Genomic DNA, 23,765 nt, shown 5'->3' with positions numbered 1-23,765 from the left:
CCGGCGCACGGCGGCCCGCCACCCGCCTGACGGGCCGGCGACCTCCGCCCGGTCAGTCCGGCGGCGCGTCCTGCCGGCGCGGTGACTCGACCAGCAGTTCCCGAAGCTGCTCGGGTGGCAGCGGCAGGTCCAGCAGACTCAGTTTGAGCTGGCTGCGTTCCCGGTAGCGGCGCGGGTCGAACCGCACCACCTGCCCGGCGGCGGCCTGGAACCGGACCTCCAGCGCACCACCGCCCTCGACGTGCCGGACGACGTGGCCGTCCACCTCCACGGCCACCCGACCGCTGTCCGGCCGCAGCTCCACCCGGATGCGCTCGGTGGGGGAGAGCACCACCGAGCGGCTGATCCCGGCCATCGGCGCGGACGGGGTCATCACCACGGCCTCGGTGGCCGGCGACACCAGCGGGCCGCCCGCCGCGTAGCTGTACGCGGTGGATCCGGACGGTGTGCTGAGCACCAGGGCGTCGCACCGGTAGTAGCCGTACTCCTGGTCGTCGATGGCCAGGGTGGCGTTCACGAAACCCTCCCCGGGCTGCCGGGCCAGCGCGATGTCGTTGAACGCCACCACACCCTCCCCGCAGACCGCGCACCGCAGACAGCTACGCGGCTCGATCGTGAAGTCACGGGCGGCGAGCCGGTCCAGCGCCCGGGGCAGCCCCGGCGGATCCACCTCGACGAGGAACCCCACCCGGCCCAGGTGGACGCCCAGCACCGGCTTGGGCCGGTTCACGGTCATCCGCAGCGCGCCGAGCATCGTTCCGTCACCGCCGATGCTGATCAGCGCGTCGCACTCCTCCACCAGGGTGTCCTGGTCGGCCGGCAGCACCTCGGCCGGCACCCGGTGCGCGTCCCGGCGGTCGACCAGGACGGTGACGCCGTGCTGCCCGGCCCAGCCGAGGATCGTCGACACGACGTCGGTGACGTCCCGGGTGGGATGCAGGGCGAGGCCGATCTGGTTGTTCCGCATGGGTCCACCTCACCATCCCGGGGCGTCCGGCGAAACCGGGTCCCCGGTCCGGTCGACCGGCCGGGGCCGTCCGGGCGGCTCGGGCCCGGCGGGAGACCGGGACCCCCACCCGCCCGGTGGCCCGGTCCACGGCTCAGTCCCGGGGTGGTCCGTCGAGCGCCGTCGCCGGGCGGGGTCCCGGTGCCCGTCCGCCGTCGGCCGGAGCCCGCCGGGCCACGAACGTCAGGTTCTGGGTGACGATGTGCCCCCTCGTCTGACCCGTCTCGGCGATCAGGGCGAGTTTGTAGCAGGCGCTCACCGCACGCCAGATGGTCGCCCGGCCCAGGCTCAGGAGGCCGTGGACCGGGGGCGGACACGCGAAGCAGTCCACCGATCCGAAGCCGGCGACCGAGGCGAGCTGCGCGATGCTGCGCCGGGTGAACCAGGTCTGGTGGGTGATGTCGCCGTACATGATGTGACCGCCCATCGGGCTGATGGCGTTGGGCACCCTGGCCACGAAGACGCCACCCGGCCGCAGTGCCCGCCGCACGTCCTCGAACGTGCGCAGCAGGTCGTCCGTGGACAGGTGTTCCAGGACGTCGGTGGCGACGATCGCGTCCCACCCGCCGGCCGTGGCGTCGAGGTGGTCGTGCAGGTCACCCTCCACCACCCGGTCGAGTCCACTGGCCCGGGCCAGCCGGACCTGCTCCGGACCGCGGTCCACCCCGAACGCGTCCAGCCCGTCGGCCAGCATCAACCGGACCAGCGCCCCCCGGCCGCACCCGATGTCGAGGACCCGACCGGAGCCGCCGCCGCTCGGCAGGTACGGCCGGATGTCCCGGCGGTAGACGCGGGCCACGGCCGTGTCGCCGTCGAGCCCGACGGGGCTGGTGTACGACTCGTAGAACCGGGTCTCGGACGAGGGCGAGGGGGTACGGGCGGCGGTCATGCGCGCGGGTCCAATCTGCTGCTCGGCACGGCGGTCCGGGCTGGTTCCGCGGGCCGCTGCCGGACGGGAAGGTCGAACAGGAGGTCGAAGTAGGTGTCGCGGTCGAAGGCGTCGGGTTCCGCGACCGGCTGTTCGGCGCACCCGGCGAGGGCGTCGGCCAGGCTCGCCGGATCGTCCGGCCGGTAGCCGCGCAGGGCGGCACCGGCCACCTCCCGGGTCTGCGTGGTGTCCGGCGCCAGCACCGGTACGCCGTAGACCCGGGCCTCGGCCAGCGGATAACCGAAGGACTCCACCACCGACGGGTAGAAGGCGGCGGTCGCGCGACGCCAGATCGCGGTGAGCGCGTCGTGCCGGATCCGGCCGAGCAGCCGTACCCGCGGATGCCCGGTCACGTCGGCGGGTACCTCGTCCGGGCTGGCGGTGAGCGCGATCCGGGCCGGGTGCCGGAGCCGGTCGGCGGCGGCCAGCAGCAGCCGTAGCTGCGGTACCAGGTTCTTGTACGGGCCGGGTACCACCGGAACCAGGATCACCGGGTCCGGGGTGGCCGCGCGGGTGCCGACGGTGGTCACCGGATGCGGCCGGACCACCAGCCGGTCCGCCAGCGCCGGCAGGTGGTCCAGGACCCGGGCGGCCATCGCCGAAGTCGGCACCACCACCACGTCGGACCTTGACGCGAGCCGCCGGACCATGGGTATCTTCGCGTGGAACGCCCGCGGCATGCCGGCGAGCAGTTCCCGCTCCGAGGGGTGCAGGAACTGGAGCGCGTTGCGCAGCAGCAGCCGGCGCTCGGTTCCGCCGGCGATGAAACCGACGTTGTTCGGCGCGACCGCGAGGGGGTGGCCGACGGCGAGCAGCTCCCGGCGGACCAGCCAGGGTGGCGTCACGGCGCGGCCGGCACCGACGACCCGGACGGGCCGGGCGGACTCGCACAGGTAGCCCTCCAGCTCGGTCCGCCACCGGGCCGCGCCCCCGCACTGGCTGCCTGCGACGTCGACCAGCGGCGCCGTATCGGCCGAGGAGTACATCGGCACGGTCCTTCCTGGCTGTCGTCGGTTCCGCCGGATCCGCGCCCCGGTGGGCGGACGGCTGCCTCGGTGGGCAGACCGCTGCGGCGCAACCTCCCTAACGAGGGCCGGCGGGTCTGGTCACGGTCGACGAGGTGGGACGGGGTCGGGGGATCTTCCGCCGTAACACGGGTCAGCGCGTGTCGTTGAACCGGCGTGGATCGGCCCCTCCCCCCGGAGTTGACGGTGTCCGGACGTGCCGAGCAGGCCGCTCCGCTCACCGCCGGTGGGCCGGTCGCCCTGGCCGGTCCGGCCGCCCGGTCGGGTCGGCGCGGTCGTGGCGTCTGGATGGTGCTGCGCGGCGACTCCGCCCGGACGACGCTGTTCTCGGCGGTCGCGACGGTGGCGGCGGGGACCGCCGGGCTGGTGGTGGCCCGTTCCCTCGGCGCGACCGAGCGCGGCCAGTACGGCGCGGTGACGGTGTGGTTCACCCTGCTGCTCACCGTCGGCGACCTGGGCCAGGGCGTGGCCACCACGTACTTCGTCGCCCGTTACCCGGACCGGGGCGCCGACCACCTGGCCACCGCCCGGAACCTCGCGCTGGCCTCCGGTACCGCGACGCTGGCCGTCGGGCTGCTGGCCGCCCCGCTCATCGCCGCCCGGACCGGGGCGCCGGTCGGGGCGTACCGGCTGATGTTCGCCACCTGTCTCGTCACGTTCCTCGGGATCGCCTACACCTTCGGGCTGCTCGCCCGGGCGGTACGGCGGTGGAACGTCGTCCGACTCGCCCAGCCGGCGTTGCAGCTGACCTTCATCGTGGTGCTGCACGCCACTGGGTCGCTCACGGTGCCGACGGCGCTCGGCGCGATAGCCGGGTCGAGCGCGGTGCAGACGATCCTGGCCTGCCTGTACGCCCGCCGCCAGGGCCTGACCGGCGGCACGGCGTCCCGTACGCTGGCCCGGCCGATGACGCGCTACGGGCTCGGCCAGCTGGCGTCGCTCCTGCCCACGGTCGTGGCGACCCGGCTCGACCAGATGGTGCTCTCCGTGACGGTGAGCCCGGCCATGCTCGGCAACTACGCCGTGGCCACCACCCTGACCACGCTGGCGGTCCCGATCGGCGCGGCCGTCGGTTACGTCGCCTTCCCGAGGCTGGCCGCCGCCGAGCCGGCGGCCGTCGCGCGGATCCAGCGCCGGGCGCTGCTGACCGGGGGGACCATGGCGGCGGGCCTGATGCTGGCCGCCACGGCGTCCGCCGCCTGGGCGGTACCCCGGGCCTTCGGTCCGGGGTTCGACCGGGTCGTCGTCGTCGCCTGGCTGATGGCCCCGGGTGGCGTCTTCCTGGCCGTGGGCCAGATCTGCGGTTCGATCCTGCTCGGCCGCGGCAGGCCGATGTCGATCGCCCGGGCCCAGGGCACGGGCGCGGTGACCATCGCCGTCATGCTGGCGGCCCTGGTGCCGCCGTTCGGCATCGAGGGCGCCGCGCTGGCCTCGGACGTGACCAGTCTGGTCACCCTGCTGTTCATGCTGCGCGCGGTACGCCGGCCGCCGGCCGACCGGCCCGGCCGGGCCGACCCGCCCGGCCCCGGCGGTCCGGCGGCGTGGTCCGGCCCCGGCGGTCCGGCTGCGTGGTCCGGCCCCGGCGGTCCGGCTGCGTGGTCCGGTCCCGGCGGTCCGGCTGCGTGGTCCGGTCCCGGCGGTCCGGCGACGGGCGTCGACCCGGCACGGAGCCACCACCCGTACGGAGCCGGTAGCCACCGTGCGTGATCTCTGGGAGGGCACGAGGATGCATCCGGGACCTCGATCAGTCCGGTCGATGCTCGATCCGGGTACGGACCGGGAACGCTGGCGACCGCTGCTGCTGGCGACGCTGGTGGCCGCCGCCATGGGGCCGTACCTGTACGGCGGGCTCCGCGTCGAGCAGGTCGCCGTCTACTCGACCTGCCTGATGGGGGTGGTGCTCGCCTGGTGGTCGCGGATGCGGCCGAGCGGAGCCGGTCTGCTGATCGTCGCCGCGCTGACCCTGGAACTCGTGGTGGCGCTGTTCGGCACGGTTCTTCCGCCGCCGCCCAACCCGGAGGTGGGGCTCGGCCCGGCGCCGCTGGCGGAACTCGACAACCTCCTCATGCCGGTCGTCGCGCTGCTGGCGGGTTGGATGGTGCTGGGCCGGCAGCCGGTCCGGCCCTTCCTGCGGGCGAGCTGCGCGGTCGTGGTCGTCATCGCCTGCGTCAACGCCTGCCTCGCGTTCTGGTCGATGACCAGCCAGACCGCCGACACGTACCTCTCGATGTTCTGGATGCGGGTGACCACCCAGGACATCCAGTCGACGGCGGAGCGCGCCTCCTGGGGCGGTCGCTATTCCGGCATCTTCAACCAGCCGGCCGAGGGCGGGCAGTTCTACGCGATCGCCCTGCTGGCCGCCGTCTACCTGCTCGCCCGGCGTACCACCTGGCTCCTGGTCGTGGTGGCCGGCGTCGTCATGGGCGGGCTGCTCACCGTCTCGAAGATCTTCCTGCTGGTCGGTCTGCCGGTCGGGCTGTGGCAGGTGATCAGGACGGTGAGCAACCGGCCGGCGCGGTGGGTTCCGGTCCTGCTGGTCGGCCCGGCGCTGTCCGTACTGCTGGAGAAGGCCCTGACCCGGGGGACCAGCACGGACCTGCTCGGCCGGATCAGCTCGTATGTCCTGCCGACCGAGGGTGTGGACGTCGTCCGGCTCTACACCGCCGGGCGGTACGGTCAGCGCGGCTCGCTGGGCAGCTTCACCTCGGCGATCCTGGCCGGGTCACCGATCTCCGGGTACGGCCTGGCGGGCATCGACACCGCCTACGACAACGCCTGGCTGGAGGCGTTTGCCGTTTCCGGGCTCATCGGTGTCGCGGCGTACACGATTGTCCTGCTGGTGCTGCTGCGGGCCTGGCTGGCCCGGCGCGCAGTGCTCGAAGCGGACGCCTCGCGGCTCGCCGGGGGTCTGGTCCTGATCGCGATCGCGGGGTCCTTCGGCTACCCGGCGCTCACCGCGAACCGGGTGGCCACCGTGATGTGGGTGCTGTTCGCGGTGCTGCTGCTGGCCAGGCCGCACCCGGTGGCCGGGGTGGACCCGCCCGCGCGCGCCGGACCCGACCGGCTCGGGGAGCCCGGTCGAACCGGGCGCCACCTGGAGACCACCTCGGTCGTTGAGCGCAAAGAAGCCGCAAATCGGGAGACATTGTGACCTTTTCCCTCTCCGGGCGCCGGGTGTTGATCACCGGCGGGACCGGCTCGTTCGGCCAGACGATGACCCGCCGGCTGCTCGGCCAGGACGTCGCCGAGGTACGGATCTTCAGCCGGGACGAGGCCAAGCAGGACGCGATGCGGCGCTCGCTCGGCGACGACCGGGTGCGCTACCACGTCGGGGACGTGCGCGACTTCGACAGCGTGCTGCGCGCGGCGCGCGGCGTGGACCACGTGTTCCACGCCGCGGCGCTCAAGCAGGTGCCGTCGTGCGAGTTCTTCCCGCTGGAGGCCGTCCGCACCAACGTGCTGGGCAGCGCCAACGTGGTGGAGGCCGCGCACCGGACCGGGGTCGACTCGATGGTGGTGCTCAGCACCGACAAGGCGGTCCACCCGATCAACGCCATGGGGATGAGCAAGGCGTTGATGGAGAAGGTGGCCCAGGCGCACGCCCGGAACAACCGGGACAGTGAGACGGTCGTCTGCTGCGTCCGGTACGGCAACGTCATGTACTCCCGTGGCTCGGTGCTCCCGCTGTTCGTCGAGCAGCTCAAGGCCGGCCGGCCGCTGACCATCACCGACCCGGGGATGACCCGCTTCCTGATGTCGCTGGCCGAGTCGGTGGACCTCGTGGAGCACGCCTTCGCGCACGCCCGACCCGGGGACGTGTTCATCCGCAAGGCACCGGCCTGCACCATGGGCGATCTCGCCGAGGCGGTGTGCCAGCTGTTCGGCGTGCCGGCCAAGGTCGACGTGATCGGCGTACGGCACGGCGAGAAGCGGGACGAGACACTGGCCAGCCGGGAGGAACTGGCGCAGGCGGACGACTTCGGGGACTTCCTCCGGGTGCCGGTGGACGCCCGCGACCTCAACTACGCGCTCTACGTCAGCGAGGGCGACCGGAAGGTCACCGCCCACGCGGACTTCACCTCGGCCAACACCCGCCGGCTCGCCGTACCGGAGGTGATGGAGCTGCTGGCCGCGCTGCCGGAGATCCGTGCGGAGCTGGCCCTGCGCGACCCGGTGCCGGCATGACCCGGCTCGCCGTCACCGGCTCCGGCGGGTTCCTCGGTTGGCACCTGCGGGTGCTGGCCCACGCGCTCGGCTGGCCGGAGCCGGTCGAGGTGTCCCGGGCTCACCTGGCCGACCCCGCCCGGTTCGCCGCCGCCGTCGACGGCACCGACCGGCTGCTGCACCTGGCGGGGGTCAACCGCGGCGTGCCGGCGGACGTCGCCGCCGGCAACGTCCAACTCGCGGCGGCGGTGGCCCGGGGGGTGGCCCGCTGCGCCCGGCCGCCCCGGATCGTCTTCGCGAACTCCGTCCAGGCCGGCAACGGCACCCCGTACGGCGACTCCAAGGCCGCCGCGGCGGTCACCCTCGCCGGTGTCGGCGAGCTGGACGACGTGCGGTTGCCGCACCTGTACGGCGAACACGGTCGCCCGTTCTACAACTCGGCGGTGGCGACGTTCTGCCGGGTGCTCGCCGACGACGGTCAGCCCGACGTGCGGGACGACCGGGAACTGGACCTCGTCCACGTCACCGACGCGGCGGCCCGGTTGGCGGGCGCGCCGCCGGGAGGTCCCTGGGACGCCACCATGCCGGCGCTGCGGATCGGCGTGCGGAGCCTGGCCGACCGGCTGACCGCGATCGCCGTCGGCTACCGGACCGGTGAGTTGCCACCGCTGGCCGACCGGCACGCGGTCCGGCTGTTCAACACGTACCGCTCGCACTGCTTCCCGCAGCGGTACCCGGTGGCGCTGGCCCGGCGCGGCGACGCCCGGGGCGACCTCGTGGAGGTGGTCCGGGCCCCGTGGGGACCGGGGCAGACGTTCTGCTCCACCACCCGGCCGGGCGCCGTCCGCGGCGAGCACTTCCATCTGGCCAAGGTGGAACGCTTCGCGGTGCTGCGCGGTACGGCGGAGATCGCGCTGCGGCGGGTCGGCGGCGGACCCGAGGTGGTCCGGTTCGCGGTGACCGGGGACGCCCCGGTGGTCGTCGACATGCCGACCATGTGGGCGCACCGGCTGGTGAACACCGGCACCGACGAGCTGCTCACGCTGTTCTGGACGAACGAGCTGTTCGACCCGGACCGGCCGGACACCTACCCCGAGTCGGTCGGGGAGACCGAGGACGAGCGGATCGGGGTGGCCGCGTGAGGGTCGGCCTGATCAGCCAGTGGTACCCCCCGGAGGACTCGTTCATCCCGGGCAACCTGGCCACCGGCCTGGTCGAGCGGGGCCACGAGGTGCGGGTGCTCACCACCTTCCCGAGCTATCCGCAGGGCCGGACGTATCCGGGCTACCGGCAGCGGTGGCACCACCGGAGCACCGAGGGCGGCCTGACGGTCCGGCGCGTCCCCGCGTACCCCAGCCACGACCGCTCGGCGGTCCGGCGCGGCGCGAGTTACCTGTCGTTCGGCGCGGCCAGTTCCCTCGCGGGCGTCCGCTACCTGGCCGACACCGACGTCAACTACGTCTATCTGACCCCGCCCACCTCGGCGGCCCCGGCAGCCCTGGCCCGGAGCCTGCGCCGGACGCCGTTCGTGCTGCACATCCAGGACCCCTGGCCGGAGTCGGTGCTGCACTCCGGCATGGCCCCGGGCGGGCGGCGGGGCCGGGCGCTGCGCCGGACCATCGAGATCGCGATGCGGCACCTGTACGCGCGGGCCACCGCCATCGCCGTGATCTCACCCGCCATGGCCGAACTGGTGGTCGAGCGGGGCGCCGACCCGGCCAAGGTGCGGGTGGTGTTCAACTGGACCGACGACCGGCTGTTCCGGCCGGTGCCGGCCTCGGCGGCGGCCCGCGCGGCCCTCGGGCACACCGGCCGCCGCACCCTGATGTTCGCCGGCAACATCGGCCCGCTCCAACGGGTGGAGACCGCCATCCGCGCCGCGGCGGCCCGGTCCGACCAGGTCGACCTGGTCATCGTCGGCTCCGGCGACGAGGAGCCGGCGGCCCGCCGGTTGGCCGGCGAGCTGGACGCCACGAACGTCCGCTTCCTCGGCCGGCGCCCACCCGGCGAGATGGCGGAACTGTACGCCGCGGTCGACTACCAGGTGGTCTGCCTGCGGGACGCCCCCGGGCTGCGCGGTACGGTGCCGTCCAAGCTACAGGCCGCGCTGGCCTGCGGAGTTCCCGTGATCGTGTCCGCCGGTGGCGACGCCGGGCGCATCGTCCGGGCGGCCGGCGTCGGTTTCACCTGCCCGCCGGAGGACTGGCGGGCGCTGGCCGACCAGTTCGCCGCCGCCGCGGCGACCCCCGACCGGGACCGGGCGGCGATGGGGGAACGGGCCCGGCAGCTGTATCTCGACCGGATGTCGCTGCGGGTGGGACTCGACCAGTTCGAGGACATCATGGCGAAGGCGATCGCCCAGGGGCCGTCGTCGTGACCCGGGTGATGACGGTGGTCGGCACCCGCCCCGAGATCATCCGGCTGTCCCGGGTCATCGCCCGGCTCGACGACACGCTGGATCACCTGCTGGTACACACCGGACAGAACTGGGACCCCAGCCTGTCCGACATCTTCTTCCGGGACCTGCGGCTGCGCCGGCCGGACCGGTTCCTCCAGGTCGACACGACGTCGCTCGGGCGGGTGCTGGGCGGCGTGCTGGCCGGCGTGGAGCAGGCCATCACCGAGTCCCGGCCGGACGCCCTGCTCGTGCTGGGCGACACGAACAGCTGCATCGCGGCCCTGATCGCCCGGCGGATGCGGGTGCCCGTCTACCACATGGAGGCGGGCAACCGGTGTTTCGACCTCAACGTGCCCGAGGAGACCAACCGGCGGCTGGTCGACCACGTGGCCGACTTCAACCTCGTCTACACCGAACACGCCCGGCGGAACCTGCTGGCCGAGGGCCTGCACCCACGCCGGATCCTGCACACCGGCTCGCCCATGCGTGAGGTGCTGGAGTTCTACCGGGCCGATGTCGAGCGGTCCCGCGTGCTCGACCAGCTCGGGCTGGAAGCGGGTGGGTACTTCGTGGTCAGCGCCCACCGGGAGGAGAACGTCGACGACGCCGCCCGGCTGGACCGGCTGCTGCGCTGCCTGCGCGCGGTCCACCGGACGTGGCAGCTGCCGGTGCTGGTGTCGACGCACCCGCGTACCCGCAAACGGCTGGAGTCACTGGCGCCGGACCCGACCACCCTGGAGGGCATCTCCTTCCACGAACCGTTCGGGCTGCTCGACTACGTACGGCTGGAGATGGCGGCCCGCTGCACGCTGTCGGACAGCGGCACCATCGGTGAGGAGGCCGCCATCCTGGGCTTCCCGGCCGTGACGCTGCGCGAGTCGATAGAACGGCCGGAGGCACTCGACGCCGGCACGCTGATCATGACGGGGCTGGACCCCGAGGGCGTGGTCGAGGCGGTCCGGGTCGCGATCCGGCAGGCGACCACCGAGGGCGTGCCGTGCCCGGTCGACTACCAGGTCCCGGACACCTCGCGTCGGGTCGTCGACTTCATCCTGTCCACGGTCCGCCGGCACCACGACTGGGCCGGGATCCGCCGCCCGCCCGCCTGACCGGCGAGCGCCGCGCCGGCCTGCTCAGCCGGCCGCCCGGTACGCCGGGAAGAAGCCGCTTGAGGCGAGCCGGTCGGCGGGCAGGCCGAGCGCGTCGGCCCGGTCGGCGACCAGCTCGGCGTACCGGTCCCGGTCGAGCACCACCCCGCCGGTCCACAGCTGGGTCAACCTGCCGCCGAAGGACTCCTTGAACCGCAGCAACCCGCCGTCGCCACCGACCCCGCCGCCGAGGTGGACGGTGCGGTACCCGTGCTCGGCGGCGTGCGCCAGCAACGTCCACACCAGCAGGTTGTTGGCGCCGTCGCGGGCGGCCTCCGGGAGCGACCCGGCCAGGTGGTAGTGCAGCCGGTCCCGGTGCGACATCATGAGCGCCGCCGCCACCACGTCGCCATCCGGATCCCGCACCTCCGCCAGGGCCAGGTCCTTGTCCAACCCGGAGCGCAGCCGGCGGTAGTAGGCGTCCGGGAAGAGGTAACCGGGCGCGCTGCCCACCCGGGCCATCGTCTCCGCGTACCGGCGCCGGAACGCCGACCCGGGGGCCAGGTCGAGGTCCTCGGCGACCCGGACGGTGGCCCGCAGACCCAGCCGGCGGGCCTTGCGGACCGCGGTCCGCGACCGGCCCTGCATCGCGGTCCAGACCTGCTCCGGCCCCTGGTCCACCGGGACGGTCACGGTGGTTCCCCGCAGGGTGAGCGACACCGCCCCCAGCCGACGGACGGCGGCCACCGAGTCCGGTTCCAGCGGGGAGAACCGCAGGAACAGGCTGACCAGGCCCTGTCCCCGCCAGTGCTCCACGGTGCTGGTCCAGAACCGGGCGAGGTCGCGGTCCGAGGTGCCCGGCGGCACGTACAGGCCGCAGTAACCGTACGGGCTGACCGCGTCCACCACGGGCGGCCCGATGGCCTCCGGGTGCCCTCGGGAACCGGCGTCCGGGCCGGCGGCGTGGCGGTCCGCGGCGTGGTGACGCCCGGTTTGGTGATTAGCGGTGTGGTGATTCGCGGTGTGGCGGTCGGCTACCGGGTGGTCGATGCCCCGGACGACGTACGGCAGCAGCAACCGTCCACCCAGCTCGGCCCGGTACCAGGCGCCACCCTCGGCGAGCGCGGCGGCGGCCCCGTAACCGGCGGTGAAGTAGACGTCGGGGCAGTCGGCGTCGACCGCCGGATCGGCCGAGGCGCTGTCGGCGACGCTGAACTCCGGGCTCATCGGCTGCCCAGGAACCGCTCGACGGCCCAGCACACCCGGTCGATCTGGGCGTCGCTCAGCGCCGAACCGCTGGGCAGGATCAGGCCGGTGTCGAACAGTCGCTGGGCCACCCCGGTGAGCGTCGCCGGCGCGTCGGCGTAGACGGGTTGCAGATGCATCGGTTTGAACACCGGGCGGGTCTCGATGTCCAACGCGGCCAGGTGGGCGCCGAGTTCGGCGAGTTGCCAACCGGCGGTGTCGGACTCCATCACCAGGGTGTTCATCCAGCTGTTGCCGCCCTCGTCGGCGTCGCCGAGAAGCCGTACCTCCGGCACCGTGGCGAACAGGTCGGCGTACCGCTGCCGAAGCCGCCGGCGGCGCACCAGCATGCCGTCCAACCGGCGTAGCTGGGCCCGGCCGAGCGCCGCCAGCAGGTTGCTGAGCCGGTAGTTGTACCCGATCTCGGTGTGCTCGTAGTGCGTCACCGGCTGCCGGGCCTGGGCGGCCAGGTAGCGGCACCGGGCGACGAACGCCGGGTCGTCGGAGAGCAGCATGCCGCCGCTCGAGGTGGTGATGATCTTGTTGTGCTGGAACGACAGCACCGCGGCGTACCCGAAGGACCCCGCCGGACGCCCGCGGTAGCTCGCGCCGAGTGCCTCCGCGGCGTCCTCGATCACCGGTACGCCGGCGCGCTCGCAGACCGGCAGCAGAGCGTCGTAGTCGGCGCAGGTGCCGAACAGGTCGACGGTCATGACGGCGGCGACCCGCCGCCCCGCCGCCCGCAACCGGGGCAGCAGCTCGGCCACCAGCGTGGCGTCCAGGTTCCCGGTCGCGGGTTCCGAGTCGACGAAGACGGGCTGGGCGCCGGTGTACGCGACCGCGTTCGCGGTGGCCGCGAAGGTCAGCGACGGCACCACCACCACGTCGCCCGGCCCGGCGCCGACGCCGAGCAGGGCCAGGTGCAGCGCCGCCGTGCCGGAGCTGGTGGCCAGCGCGTACCCGGTGCCGGTCCGGACCGCCACCTCGGCCTCGAAGGCGTCCACGTCCGGGCCGAACGGGCTGACCTGACCGGCCCGGAAGGCCGCCAGCAGGTACGACTCCTCCAACGGTCCGATGTCAGGCGGCGAGAGGTACACCGGACCGGGCGCCGAATCCCGGCGTTGCCGCGCGGGACCGGCGGTGTCGAGGGAGGGCGAACTGACCATTGTGGTTTCCTTCTCTGGTCGGTTGACTGCCGGGGTTCAGTCGAGCCGTCGGCGCATCCGCGCGAACCGCGCGAACGCCGGGCCGGCCCGACCGACCGGTTGGTCGGGGTCGGGCGAGGTCACCCGGTACGCCAGCGACACCGGGGGCAACGCCGCGCCGAGGCGGCTCAGCACCGCGACGTCGGCGGGTTCGTCCGCCCGTACCGCGTCGCCGACGACGCGCACCGGTCGCACCGCTCCGGCGGCGTCCCGGACGGTGCAGTCGGCGAACCCGTATTCGGTGTAGTGCGCCAGGAACTGGGGCCAGTCCGTGATCCGGAGCCGGTCCGCCGTTCGACCCAGGCCGGGCCGGAGGCCGTGCCAGGACCAGTGCGAGACAGCCAGGTCGACGAAGCCGTCCCGCTGGTAGAGCCGGCGGGCCGGTTCGTTGTCCACGGCGACGTCCAGCAGCAGGTCGGTGAGCCCGAGGTCGCGGGCCAGCCGCTCGCCGTCGGCGAGCAGCGTGCCGCCCAGGCCCCTGCCGCGCCACCCGTCACGCACCGCGATCCCGTTGAGCAGCAGCGCGTCCGGCAGCAGCCGCCAGTCCGCCACCGCGACCAGATCCGACCCGGCGGTACGCCCGCGCAGGATCACGGTGCGCTGGGCGGGTGGCGGCGCCAACGCCGCCGCGAGATAGCGGGAGTATCTCGGCGCGCGGTACGCCACCAGGGGCCGGCAGAGCGGCGGCAGGCCGTCCGCCAGCAGCTCGGCGGCCTGCCGCAGGATCGGCGCGCTGGCCGTCAACGTCTCGACCCCGGCACCGGTCAGCGCGCGCATACCAGGGCGCGTTCCTCGTCCAGGTCGAGCATGATCGCTGTCGGGTCCGCCGCCACCCCGGTGCCGAGGACGACGACACCTGCGGTCCTGAGCAGGATCTTCAGGTCCAGCAGCAGCGACCACTCGGCGACGTACCGTACGTCGAGCGCCAGCCGCCGGTCCCAGGGCACCTGGTTGCGGCCGGCCACCTGGGACAGCCCGGTGATCCCCGGGCGGACGGTGAACCTGGCCCGCTCCCGGGCGGTGTACCAGGGGTCGTACCTGGGCAGCAGCGGGCGGGGGCCGACCAGGCTCAGCTCTCCGCCGAGGATGTTGATCAGCTGTGGCAGCTCGTCGATGCTGGACCTGCGCAACAGCTGGCTCAGCGGCCCGCATCGCTCACCGTGGCCGAGTCGCCGCCCGTCCGGCGTCAACTCGGGTCGCATCGTACGCAGCTTGTACATCCGGAACCGGCGCATGCGGTAGCCGGTGCGCTCCTGCGTGAAGAAGATCGGACGGCCCAGTTCGATCCAGACCAGCGCCATGCCGAGCAGCAGGAGCGGCAGGGTGAGCACGAACAGCAGCGCCGCCAGCGTGATGTCGAGGAGGCGCTTGACCACCCGGGTGGCCGCGCCGGGGCTCGGCGCGGCCGGTGGTGGTCCGGGCCTGGGCGGCGGTCCGGGCTTCGGCGGCGGTCCTGGCCTGGGCGGTCCGGGCGTGGGCGGCGGTCCGGGTTTGGGCGGTCCGGGCGTCGGCGGTCCCGGCGTGGCTGCCAGCCCGGTCGGTGCCGGGCCGGGCATGGCTGCCGATCCGGCTGTGATCGTCAGCCCGGCCGTGGCTGCCAGCCCGGTCGGTTCCGGGTCGGGCGTGGGCGTCGGCCCACGGAGCCAGTTCCGGTCGCCGTCCCACGCCGTGCCGCGGGAATCGAGAGTAGGAATTCGTGAGTCGGTCACCTGGTCGCCTCAGAATGCGATTGTGAGTTTCAGTCGGATCTGCTGATGAATTGCGGGAGGGGCGAACCAGCGGCGGCTGAAAACAAACCAACCAAACGCCGCACCAGAACAGGTCTAGCATCAGACGGGGTCGCGCACGGTGCGTTTCAGCAGGTCGAACCATATTCTGATTGTTCTGTGGCGGCATTCTCACCTGCTCGGCACAACGTTCCGGAACGGGCCGAGGATACGAATGTGAGAGGCTTTCGCGCTGATCGGAGTGTCAGCGCTCGGACTGCCGCGTACCGGGTTGGTCGACGGTGAGCCCGACGCGTCCACCGCCGGTCCGGGCGGTGATCCGCCGGTCGACCACGGATTCCGGCGCCGCGACCAGCGGCATAGGGTTTCCCGGACCGCGCCGCCCGGCGCGGGGAACGGGGAGACCGTGCTGCATCTGCGGATCATCGTGCCACCGGGCCAGGTCGACGCGGCGCTCGACCTGTTGGCGGCCAGCGAGGCAGTGGCGCACCTGGCTGTGGTGCCCGGCGCGGCTCGCTCGCCCGAGGGCGACCTGGTGCTCTGCGACGTCGCCCGGGAGGGCGCCGACGGGATCCTGGGTGGTCTTCAACGCCTGGGTGTCGACCGGGACGGCGGGATCAGCATCGAAGAGGTGGACGTCTGCCTGTCCCGGGCGGCGGACCGGGCCACACACGCCGCGCCGGGCCTCGGTACCGACGCGGTGGTCTGGGACGAGATCGCCAACAAGACCGGCGAACAGACCCGGCTGTCGGCGACGTACCTGGCGCTGTTCACCGTGGCGACCATCATCGCCGGCATCGGCGTGCTGCTCGACCAGCCGATCCTGATCGTCGGCGCGATGGTGGTCGGTCCGGACTTCGGTCCGCTGGCCGCGCTGTCGGTGGCGCTGGTCCGGCGCAACCGCCCGGTGATCCGCCGGTCCCTGGTGGCCCTCGTGGCGGGTTTCCTGGTGGCGATCGCCGTCACCGTCCTGGCCACCTGGCTGCTGACCGCCCTCGGGCTCATCGACCGGTCGATGCTCTCCGACAGCCGCCCGCTGACCAGCTTCATCTGGCGCCCGGACGCGCTGTCCTGGGTGGTCGGCCTGCTCGCCGGGGTGGCCGGCATGCTGTCGTTGACCTCGAACAACGCCGGCCCGCTGGTCGGCGTGCTGATCTCGGTGACCACCGTGCCGGCCGCCGCGAACGTCGCGGTCGCCACGGCGTACGGGGTCAGCCACGAGGCGGTCGGGTCGGCGCTGCAACTGCTCATCAACGTCTCGGCGATCGTGCTCGCCGGGGTGCTGACGCTGCTCGCCCAACGGCTCTGGTGGTCCCGGATCACCACACGCCGCGCCACCGACACCCGCCGGCCAACCGCCACCGACACCCGCCGGCCGACCGCCACCGACGACGCCGGCGGGTCGCCCGCGACGGACGCCGCCGGCCGACCGGCACCCGGGCAGCGGCCGGCGCGGCGGAGTTCGCCCCGTTAGGAAGGGCCCCTTGCTATACGAAAAGCGATAACAAGGGGCCCTTCCTTTCAGTCGAGGCCCTTGTCGAGACCGGCCCGGCGCAGCGCGTCGGCCATCGCGCTGCCGGAGAAGCCGCCGCCGGAGCCGCCCCGGCCGCCCTGCCCGCTCCGGCCGCCGCGCTGGCCCCGGTCGGCGTCCCCGCCGCGCTGGCCCCGGTCGGTGCGCTGGCCGCGATCGGCACCGGCGTCCCGGCGTTGGCCGTCGCGCTGGCCCCGGTCGGTGCCGGTGGCCGGCCCGCCGGGGTTGGCACCCGGCCGGGCACCCCGGGCCGAGCCGTCCCGGGCCGAGCCGTCCCGGGCCGGCCGGCCCGTACGGTCACCGGCCCGTGGCGGTGCCCCGGCGCCGGGCTCGTCGTCCAGGCGCAGGGTCAACGAGATGCGCTTGCGCGGTACGTCGACATCCAGCACCTTGACCCGGACCACGTCACCGGGCTTGACCACGTCGCGCGGATCCTTGACGAAGGTCTTCGACATGGCGGAGACGTGCACCAACCCGTCCTGGTGGACGCCCACGTCGACGAACGCGCCGAACGCGGCGACGTTCGTCACCACACCCTCCAGCAGCATGCCGGGGGTGAGGTCGCCGATCTTCTCGACACCCTCGGCGAAGGTGGCGGTCCGGAACGCCGGTCGCGGGTCGCGGCCGGGTTTCTCCAACTCGGCCAGGATGTCCGTGACGGTGGGCAGCCCGAACTTGTCGTCGACGAAGTCGGTGGCCCGCAGCGCGCGCAGGATCGCGCTGCGGCCGATCAGTGCCCGCAGGTCACCGCCGGTCTTCGTGAGAATCCGGCGGACCACCGGGTACGACTCGGGGTGTACGCCCGAGGCGTCCAGCGGGTCGTCGCCGTCCGGGATGCGCAGGAAGCCCGCGCACTGCTCGAACGCCTTCGGGCCCAGCCGGGGTACCTGCTTGAGGGTGGACCGGGACCGGAACGGGCCGTTGGCGTCCCGGTGCAGCACGATGTTCTCGGCCAGCCCGGCGCCGATCCCGGAGACCCGGGCCAGCAGCGGCGCGGACGCGGTGTTGACGTCCACCCCGACCGCGTTCACGCAGTCCTCGACGACCGCGTCGAGTGACCGGGACAGCTTGGTCTCGGACAGGTCGTGCTGGTACTGCCCCACCCCGATCGATCTGGGGTCGATCTTCACGAGTTCGGCCAGCGGATCCTGCAAGCGGCGGGCGATCGAGACCGCGCCGCGCAGCGAGACGTCCAACTCCGGTAGTTCCTGGGAGGCGTACGCCGAGGCGGAGTAGACCGAGGCGCCGGCCTCGGACACCACCACCTTGGTCAATCCCAGCTCGGGATGCTGTTTCATCAGGTCACCGGCGAGCTTGTCGGTCTCCCGGGACGCGGTGCCGTTGCCGATCGCCACCAGGTCGACCCGGTGCTGGGCCGCGAGCTTGGCGAGGGTGGCGAGCGCCGCGTCCCACTGCCGCCGTGGCTCGTGCGGATAGATCGTGTCGGTGGCCACCACCTTGCCGGTCGGGTCGACCACGGCCACCTTCACCCCGGTCCGCAGGCCCGGGTCGAGGCCCATGGTGGCGCGGGTGCCGGCCGGGGCGGCCAGCAGCAGATCGCGCAGGTTGGTGGCGAAGACCCGGACGGCCTCCTCCTCGGCCGCCTGCCACAGCCGCATCCGCAGGTCGGCGCCGAGGTGGATGAGGATGCGGGTACGCCAGGCCCACCGGACGGTGTCGGCCAACCACCGGTCACCGGGGCGGCCCTGGTCGGTGACGCCGAACCGGGCCGCGATCTGGACCTCGTACCCGCTCGGGCCGGTGGCCGGCTCGGGCTCGTCGGCCGGTTCCGGTTCCATGGTCAGGTCGAGCACGCCCTCCTTCTCGCCCCGGAACACCGCGAGCACCCGGTGCGAGGGCAGCCGGGTGAACGGTTCGTCGAAGGCGAAGTAGTCGGCGAACTTCGCGCCCGCCTCGGCCTGGCCGTCGCGTACCCGGGAGGAGAGCCGGCCGCGTGTCCACATCCGCTCGCGTAGCGACCCGATCAGGTCGGCGTCCTCGGCGAAGCGCTCGATGAGGATCGCCCGGGCGCCGTCCAGCGCCGCCGTCGGGTCGGCGACGCCACGGTCCGGGTCGACGAACGCGGTGGCCGCCGCGCGCGGCTCGACCGTCGGGTCCGTGAGCAGGCCGTCGGCCAGCGGCTCCAGCCCGGCCTCCCGGGCGATCTGCGCCCGGGTCCGGCGCTTCGGCTTGTACGGCAGGTAGATGTCCTCCAGCCGGGCCTTGGAGTCGGCCGCCATGATCTGCGCGGCCAGCTCGTCGTCGAGCTTGCCCTGGGCGCGGATCGACTCCAGCACGGCGGCCCGGCGTTCCTCCAGCTCGCGCAGGTAGCGCAGGCGCTCCTCCAGGGTGCGCAGCTGGGCGTCGTCGAGCGCGCCGGTGACCTCCTTGCGGTACCGGGCGACGAACGGCACCGTGGCGCCGCCGTCGAGCAGCTCCACGGCCGCCCGTACCTGCCGCTCGTGTACGCCGAGCTCCTCGGCGATCCGCTGGTGCACTGCCTCGGTCACGATCCTCCTCCAGCGCTGGTTGTTCCGGGCTGCCTGCTGTTTCGAGCCGCATTCTGCCGGGTTGCCCGCCCCCGGCTGCATTCTGCCGTCCCGCCGCGATCCCACCGGCGCCACCCGCCCAGGATCCCGGCGAGCCGTGCCCGCCACGGAACAAACCCGGCGGAAGGGCCCGACAACCGCAAGATCGTCGGGATCCTGGGCGGAAAGTCCGCTGACCGTCCGCACACGATCGAACGCGAGACCGACTCTGGACACGTTCAAGAGTTTCCGCTTAGGTCGAGGTAGGACGATCTTCTCCGCCCGAGGGGGTGTCATGACGACGCTGACCGCAGATCAGCCCGCCGACTCCGTGCCGGAACGGGCCGCCAGTCACCCGTTGTCCCGGCTCACCGCCGCGGAGATCGACGCGGCCCGGGAGCTGTTCGACACGCACGGCCTGCTCGGCCCCACGGTCCGGTTCGCCCTCCTGGCGCTGGAGGAGCCGGCCAAGGACGAGGTGCTGGCGCACCGGCCGGGCGCCGGGCTGGACCGGCGGGTCCGGGCGGTGCTGCTCGACGTGGCCACCGGCGCCAGTCGGACCGCGGTGGCGTCGTTGACCCGGGCGGCCCTGGACGAGGTGGTGGACCTCGACCCGGCGGTGGACGGCCAGCCGCCCATCCTGCTTGAGGAGTTCATCGCGGTCGACGAGATCGTCAAGGCCGACCCGGGCTGGCGGGCGGCACTGCGGCGGCGCGGCGTCACCGACTTCGACCTGGTCCGGCCGTGCCCGCTGTCGGCCGGCAACTTCGAGTTTCCCGGCGAGCGGGGCCGGCGGATGCTGCGGGTGCTGTCGTTCCTCGCGCACCGGCCCGAGGACCACTGCTGGGCGCACCCGATCGACGGCGTGGTCGCGTACGTCGACCTGATCGAACGGCGGGTCGTCGAGCTGATCGACCACGAGCTGCTGCCGGTGCCCGAGGAGGAGGGCAACTTCGACGACCCGGCGTACGTCGGCCCGACCCGGACCAGCCTCAAGCCGATCGAGATCAGCCAACCGGAGGGGGCCAGCTTCACCGTCGACGACGACGATGTGGTGCGCTGGGAGAACTGGACCTTCCGGGTCGGCTTCGACCCGCGCGAGGGCCTGGTGCTGCACCAGGTGTCCATCGCCGACGGTGACCGGGACCGGCCACTGATCTACCGGGCGTCGGTGGCCGAGATGGTGGTGCCGTACGCCGACCCGTCGCCCGTGCGGTTCTGGCAGAACTACTTCGACGCGGGGGAGTACCTGCTCGGCCAGCAGGTGAACTCGCTGGTGCTGGGCTGCGACTGCCTCGGCGAGATCCACTACTTCGACGCCGTGCTCGCCGACGGGGAGGGCCGGCCCCGGGTGGTGCCGAACGCCATCTGCATGCACGAGGAGGACTACGGCGTCCTCTGGAAGCACACCGACCTGTTCACCGAGTCGGCCGAGACCCGCCGGCAGCGTCGACTGGTCATCTCCTTCTTCGTCACGGTCGGCAACTACGACTACGGCTTCTACTGGTACCTCTACCTCGACGGCACCATCCAGCTGGAGGTCAAGGCCACCGGCGTCGTCTTCACCTCGGCGTACGTGTCGGACAGCCCGTACGCCACCCAGGTGGCGCCCGGCCTGGGCGCGCCGTACCACCAGCACCTGTTCAGCGCGCGGCTGGACATGATGCTGGACGGGATCGGCAACTCGGTCGACGAGCTGGACGTGCGGCGGGTGCCGGTCGGCCCCGACAACCCGTACGGCAACGCGTTCACCCGTGCCGCCACCCGGCTGCGCTCGGAGTCCGAGGGGGCCAGGACGGCCGACGCGGCCGCCGGCCGGGTGTGGCGGATCAGCAACCCGACCAGCAGCAACCGGCTCGGCCAACCGGTGGGCTACCTGCTGCGGCCCGAGGGTACGCCGGCGCTGCTGGCCGATCCGGGTTCGTCGATCGCCCGGCGGGCCGAGTTCGCGACCCGGCACCTGTGGGTGACCCGGTACGACCCGGCCGAGCGCTACCCGGCCGGCGACCAGGTCAACCAGCACCCGGGCGCCGGCGGGCTGCCGGCCTTCGTGGCCAAGGACCGCGGCATCGACGACGCGGACATCGTGCTGTGGCACACCTTCGGCACCACGCACTTCCCGCGAACGGAGGACTGGCCGGTGATGCCGGTGGAGTACTGCGGGTTCACCCTCAAGCCCAGCGGTTTCTTCGACCGCAACCCCACCCTGGACGTGCCGGCCAGCACCTCCGGACACTGCGCGAACGGTTCGGCCAGCGACTCGGCATGCCACTGACCGTCCGCCGGCCAGCCGGGCCGGCGTCCCGGATCAGCGTCGGACGGTCAGCGCCAGCGCGGCCGTCGCGGCCTGGACCCCGGTGACCAGGGCATGCAGCTCCGGCGGCAGGCTCGCGGTGATCTGGCTCAGCTGTTCCCGGGTCTCCTGCCGGGACATGGTCACCACGAGCAGGTGTTCCAGGCCGAGGGCCAGCAGCAGCGCGGCCAGGGTGGCCATCTGCGGATGGATGACGCCGGGCCGTTCCAGCTGGTACGCCAGCCGCACCTGGGGCTGGGCGCAGACCATCGGCTCGACGCCGGGGAACCGGGCGGTGCCCTTGCGGGACAGCATCCCGCGGCTCTCCTCCCGGCGGACCAGACCAAGCCCGACGAGTCGCCGGCCGACCGCCTCACGGGCGTTGTCGCGTAGGTGCTCGACCCAGGCCCGGACGACGTAGGTGCCCATCCGGCGCTGGAGTTCACCCAGGGCCGCGTCGCTGACGACCTCGCCCCACGGACGCTGGTCGAGCACGACCACTTTGCCGCCCGCGCAACTGATCCGACGATTGATGAGCAGTTCACCGAGCACGGCACCGGCGAGTCCGGTGCCCAGGAGGTCATCGTTCGCCCGGGGTTTTCCGGTGTACTCGTCGTGTCCGATAAGGAACAGTTCATCCGCAAGGCGGAGCTCGGTCATGGCCTTCCTCGGGTGGCCGGCGGAGGGGGTGCCGCACATGGCCTGTGCCGGTCAGGAGATCAGCACGGTCCGCGGAGAACCTACGGCATCGCTACCGGCGCTTTCAAGCGTCTAGGCCGTCCCGTTGCCCGGGTTTTACCGGGATGACATCGACCTTCCTAATACGAACGGATGAAATCTTCGTCCTATGAGCCGACGTCTTGAGTCGTTACCGACCGTACCCGTACGATCGGGCCTCGTTATCCAGCCCCACACCCCATCCAGCCCCACACCCCCCCTCACGTTGTGGAGACTCCGTTGTCCTCCAACCTCCCCACTGCGCACAGTGGACTGGCCCGGCGTCGCCTGGGCGTCGTCCACCTCGTCTTCTTCACAGTCGCCGCCTCGGCCCCCCTCACCGTTCTCGGCGGCGGTATCACCACCACCTTCCTGGTCACCGGCAACAAGGGCACCCCGATTTCGTTCGTGGTGCTGGCCGCGGTGCTGGCCATCTTCGCCGTCGGTTACGCGGCGATGAGCCGGTACGTCTCCAACGCGGGTGCGTTCTACTCGTACCTGGCCAACGGTCTCGGTCGGGCCGCCGGCGTCTCCGGATCGTTCATCGCGCTGGTCGCCTACAACACCATCAACTTCGGTCTGTACGGCCTGTTCGGGTTCATCTTCGGCGACTTCATGAAGTCGAAGTTCGACATCGACGCGCCCTGGTGGGTCTGGGGGCTGGCCGCGCTCGCACTGGTCGGAGTGCTCGGCATCCTGCGGGTCGACCTGAACGCGACGGTGCTGGCCGTGCTGCTGATCGCCGAGATCATCGCGGTGTGCATCTTCGACCTCATCTCCTTCAGTCACCCTGCCGGTGGCACGGTGAGCTTCGCCGGGCTCAGCCTGGGCAACCTGTTCGGCTCCGGGGTGGGAGCCGTATTCGCCCTTGGCATCGCCGCGTTCGCCGGCTTCGAGTCCGCGGCGATCTACAGCGAGGAGGTGCGCGACCCGCGCCGGACGGTGGCCCGGGCCACCTACATCGCGGTCGCCTTCACCGGCCTGTTCTACGCGCTGTCCGCCTGGGCCCTGAGCGTGCTCTACGGTCCGGACCAGGTCCAGGGCGTGGTCGCCGAGCAGAGCGCGGGTGCCGTCTTCGGCCCGCTGGCCCAGTACGCCGACCCGATGCTGGCCGACGTCGCCAACGTCCTGTTCATCACCAGCGTCTTCGCCGCGCTGCTGTCGTTCCACAACGGCGTGGCCCGGTACCTGTTCGCGCTCGGCCGGGAGCGGGTGCTGCCGGAGTTCCTCGGTCGCACCAGCGTCCGGTCCGCCTCGCCGATCGCCGGTTCGCTGACCCAGACGTTCCTGGCGTTCATCGTGGTCGTGCTGTTCGTGGTCACCCACCGCGACCCGGTGGCCGACCTGTTCACCTGGATGAGCGGCACCTCGGCGGTCGGCCTGGTGCTGCTGATGACCCTCACCTCCGCGTCGGTGGTCGGCTTCTTCCGCCGCCGCCCGGCCGAGGAGGGCGCGTGGCAGACCCTCATCGCGCCCACCCTGGCCACGCTGCTGCTCGGCGGTGTCCTCACCATCCTGGTGTGGAACTTCAACGCCCTGCTGGCGCCGACCAACCCGAGCTACCTGCGCTGGCTGCTGCCCGGCATCGTGCTGGTCGCCGCGGTCATCGGCCTGATCTGGGGCGCGGCGCTCCGCTCGGCCCGGCCGGCCGTCTACGAGGGCATCGGCCGCAGCGCCACCCAGACGACCGTCGACGAGCAGGACGAGTACGTCCCGGTCGGCGTCTGACCGGTAAGGAAGGGCCCCCTCTTATCGCTTTTCGGATAGCAGGGGCCCCCTGTCAACCAGGCGTATCCGTGGGGCGGGGAGGGGGGGGGGCCCCCCCCCCCCCCCCCCCGGTTTCCCCCACGCACCAAAAGCTCCCCCCCCCCCCCCACCGGGCGTCCCCCGAAGGAACGGGTGTTCCCAGC

General features: G+C 72.8%; 18 protein-coding genes. 9 read left to right on the top strand and 9 right to left on the bottom strand.

The features are described from left to right. Positions 1-52: 52 nt before the first annotated feature. The 3 genes from ACXN5W_RS07195 to ACXN5W_RS07185 all read right to left on the bottom strand — a co-directional run bounded on the left by ACXN5W_RS07195 (position 53) and on the right by ACXN5W_RS07185 (position 2,920). Positions 53-967 (bottom strand): NAD(+)/NADH kinase, encoded by a 915-nt coding sequence (locus tag ACXN5W_RS07195; RefSeq protein WP_473157370.1) that lies wholly within the window; start codon positions 965-967, stop codon positions 53-55. Positions 968-1,100: 133 nt separating this feature from the next. Then, the gene (locus ACXN5W_RS07190; RefSeq protein ID WP_473157369.1) at positions 1,101-1,895 is read right to left on the bottom strand and encodes a class I SAM-dependent methyltransferase; all 795 of its coding nucleotides are present in this window, start codon (positions 1,893-1,895) and stop codon (positions 1,101-1,103) included. Continuing rightward, entirely contained in the window at positions 1,892-2,920 is a 1,029-nt protein-coding gene (locus ACXN5W_RS07185) for a glycosyltransferase (RefSeq protein ID WP_473157368.1), read from the bottom strand. Before ACXN5W_RS07185 ends, ACXN5W_RS07190 begins: the two co-directional genes overlap by 4 nt. A 225-nt stretch (positions 2,921-3,145) precedes the next feature. On the opposite strand from ACXN5W_RS07185, the gene ACXN5W_RS07180 reads away from it, so the two are divergent. Genes ACXN5W_RS07180 through wecB form a run of 6 tightly spaced genes read left to right on the top strand, consistent with a single transcriptional unit; the run spans position 3,146 to position 10,630 of the window. Further along, a complete protein-coding gene (locus ACXN5W_RS07180; protein ID WP_473157367.1) occupies positions 3,146-4,666 on the top strand; it encodes a lipopolysaccharide biosynthesis protein in 1,521 nt (506 codons plus the stop codon). 49 nt (positions 4,667-4,715) lie between these two features. Next, entirely contained in the window at positions 4,716-6,110 is a 1,395-nt protein-coding gene (locus tag ACXN5W_RS07175) for a hypothetical protein (RefSeq protein WP_473157366.1), read from the top strand. Then, positions 6,107-7,144, top strand: a complete 1,038-nt coding sequence (locus tag ACXN5W_RS07170) for a polysaccharide biosynthesis protein (protein WP_473157365.1) — start codon at positions 6,107-6,109, stop codon at positions 7,142-7,144. The genes ACXN5W_RS07175 and ACXN5W_RS07170 overlap by 4 nt, the downstream gene beginning before the upstream one ends. Further along, positions 7,141-8,265, top strand: coding sequence for a polysaccharide biosynthesis C-terminal domain-containing protein (locus ACXN5W_RS07165; RefSeq protein ID WP_473157364.1), 1,125 nt, complete (start codon positions 7,141-7,143; stop codon positions 8,263-8,265). Before ACXN5W_RS07170 ends, ACXN5W_RS07165 begins: the two co-directional genes overlap by 4 nt. Beyond that, entirely contained in the window at positions 8,262-9,500 is a 1,239-nt protein-coding gene (locus ACXN5W_RS07160; protein WP_473157363.1) for a glycosyltransferase family 4 protein, read from the top strand. Before ACXN5W_RS07165 ends, ACXN5W_RS07160 begins: the two co-directional genes overlap by 4 nt. Next, positions 9,497-10,630 (top strand): non-hydrolyzing UDP-N-acetylglucosamine 2-epimerase, encoded by a 1,134-nt coding sequence (gene wecB, locus ACXN5W_RS07155; RefSeq protein ID WP_473157362.1) that lies wholly within the window; start codon positions 9,497-9,499, stop codon positions 10,628-10,630. Before ACXN5W_RS07160 ends, wecB begins: the two co-directional genes overlap by 4 nt. A gap of 24 nt (positions 10,631-10,654) precedes the next feature. On the opposite strand, the gene ACXN5W_RS07150 is transcribed toward wecB, so the two are convergent. Genes ACXN5W_RS07150 through ACXN5W_RS07135 form a run of 4 tightly spaced genes read right to left on the bottom strand, consistent with a single transcriptional unit; the run spans position 10,655 to position 14,435 of the window. Then, positions 10,655-11,836, bottom strand: a complete 1,182-nt coding sequence (locus ACXN5W_RS07150) for a GNAT family N-acetyltransferase (RefSeq protein WP_473157361.1) — start codon at positions 11,834-11,836, stop codon at positions 10,655-10,657. Continuing rightward, positions 11,833-13,020: a DegT/DnrJ/EryC1/StrS family aminotransferase gene (locus tag ACXN5W_RS07145; protein WP_473157360.1), complete on the bottom strand. Its 1,188-nt coding sequence runs from the start codon at positions 13,018-13,020 to the stop codon at positions 11,833-11,835. The genes ACXN5W_RS07150 and ACXN5W_RS07145 overlap by 4 nt, the downstream gene beginning before the upstream one ends. A 36-nt stretch (positions 13,021-13,056) precedes the next feature. Then, on the bottom strand, positions 13,057-13,836 hold the full coding sequence (locus tag ACXN5W_RS07140) for a GNAT family N-acetyltransferase (RefSeq protein WP_473157359.1): 780 nt from the start codon (positions 13,834-13,836) through the stop codon (positions 13,057-13,059). Next, the gene (locus tag ACXN5W_RS07135; RefSeq protein ID WP_473157358.1) at positions 13,824-14,435 is read right to left on the bottom strand and encodes a sugar transferase; all 612 of its coding nucleotides are present in this window, start codon (positions 14,433-14,435) and stop codon (positions 13,824-13,826) included. Before ACXN5W_RS07135 ends, ACXN5W_RS07140 begins: the two co-directional genes overlap by 13 nt. A 592-nt stretch (positions 14,436-15,027) precedes the next feature. Between ACXN5W_RS07135 and ACXN5W_RS07130 the strand changes: the two genes are divergently transcribed. Continuing rightward, positions 15,028-16,260, top strand: coding sequence for a DUF389 domain-containing protein (locus ACXN5W_RS07130; protein ID WP_473157357.1), 1,233 nt, complete (start codon positions 15,028-15,030; stop codon positions 16,258-16,260). A gap of 47 nt (positions 16,261-16,307) precedes the next feature. On the opposite strand, the gene ACXN5W_RS07125 is transcribed toward ACXN5W_RS07130, so the two are convergent. Next, on the bottom strand, positions 16,308-18,827 hold the full coding sequence (locus ACXN5W_RS07125; protein ID WP_473157356.1) for a Tex family protein: 2,520 nt from the start codon (positions 18,825-18,827) through the stop codon (positions 16,308-16,310). Between the two features lie 313 nt (positions 18,828-19,140). On the opposite strand from ACXN5W_RS07125, the gene ACXN5W_RS07120 reads away from it, so the two are divergent. Beyond that, the gene (locus tag ACXN5W_RS07120; RefSeq protein WP_473157355.1) at positions 19,141-21,120 is read left to right on the top strand and encodes a primary-amine oxidase; all 1,980 of its coding nucleotides are present in this window, start codon (positions 19,141-19,143) and stop codon (positions 21,118-21,120) included. A gap of 33 nt (positions 21,121-21,153) precedes the next feature. On the opposite strand, the gene ACXN5W_RS07115 is transcribed toward ACXN5W_RS07120, so the two are convergent. After that, positions 21,154-21,798 carry a GOLPH3/VPS74 family protein gene (locus ACXN5W_RS07115; protein WP_473157354.1) on the bottom strand — a complete coding sequence of 215 codons (645 nt, stop codon included), beginning with the start codon at positions 21,796-21,798 and terminating at the stop codon, positions 21,154-21,156. A gap of 297 nt (positions 21,799-22,095) precedes the next feature. Between ACXN5W_RS07115 and ACXN5W_RS07110 the strand changes: the two genes are divergently transcribed. After that, positions 22,096-23,583, top strand: a complete 1,488-nt coding sequence (locus ACXN5W_RS07110) for an APC family permease (RefSeq protein ID WP_473157353.1) — start codon at positions 22,096-22,098, stop codon at positions 23,581-23,583. Positions 23,584-23,765 lie beyond the last annotated feature (182 nt).

The sequence above is a fragment of the Plantactinospora sp. A48 genome (assembly GCF_055793945.1).
Note: the sequence above shows the minus strand (reverse complement) of the source record. Positions and strands in the feature narration are given on the sequence as shown.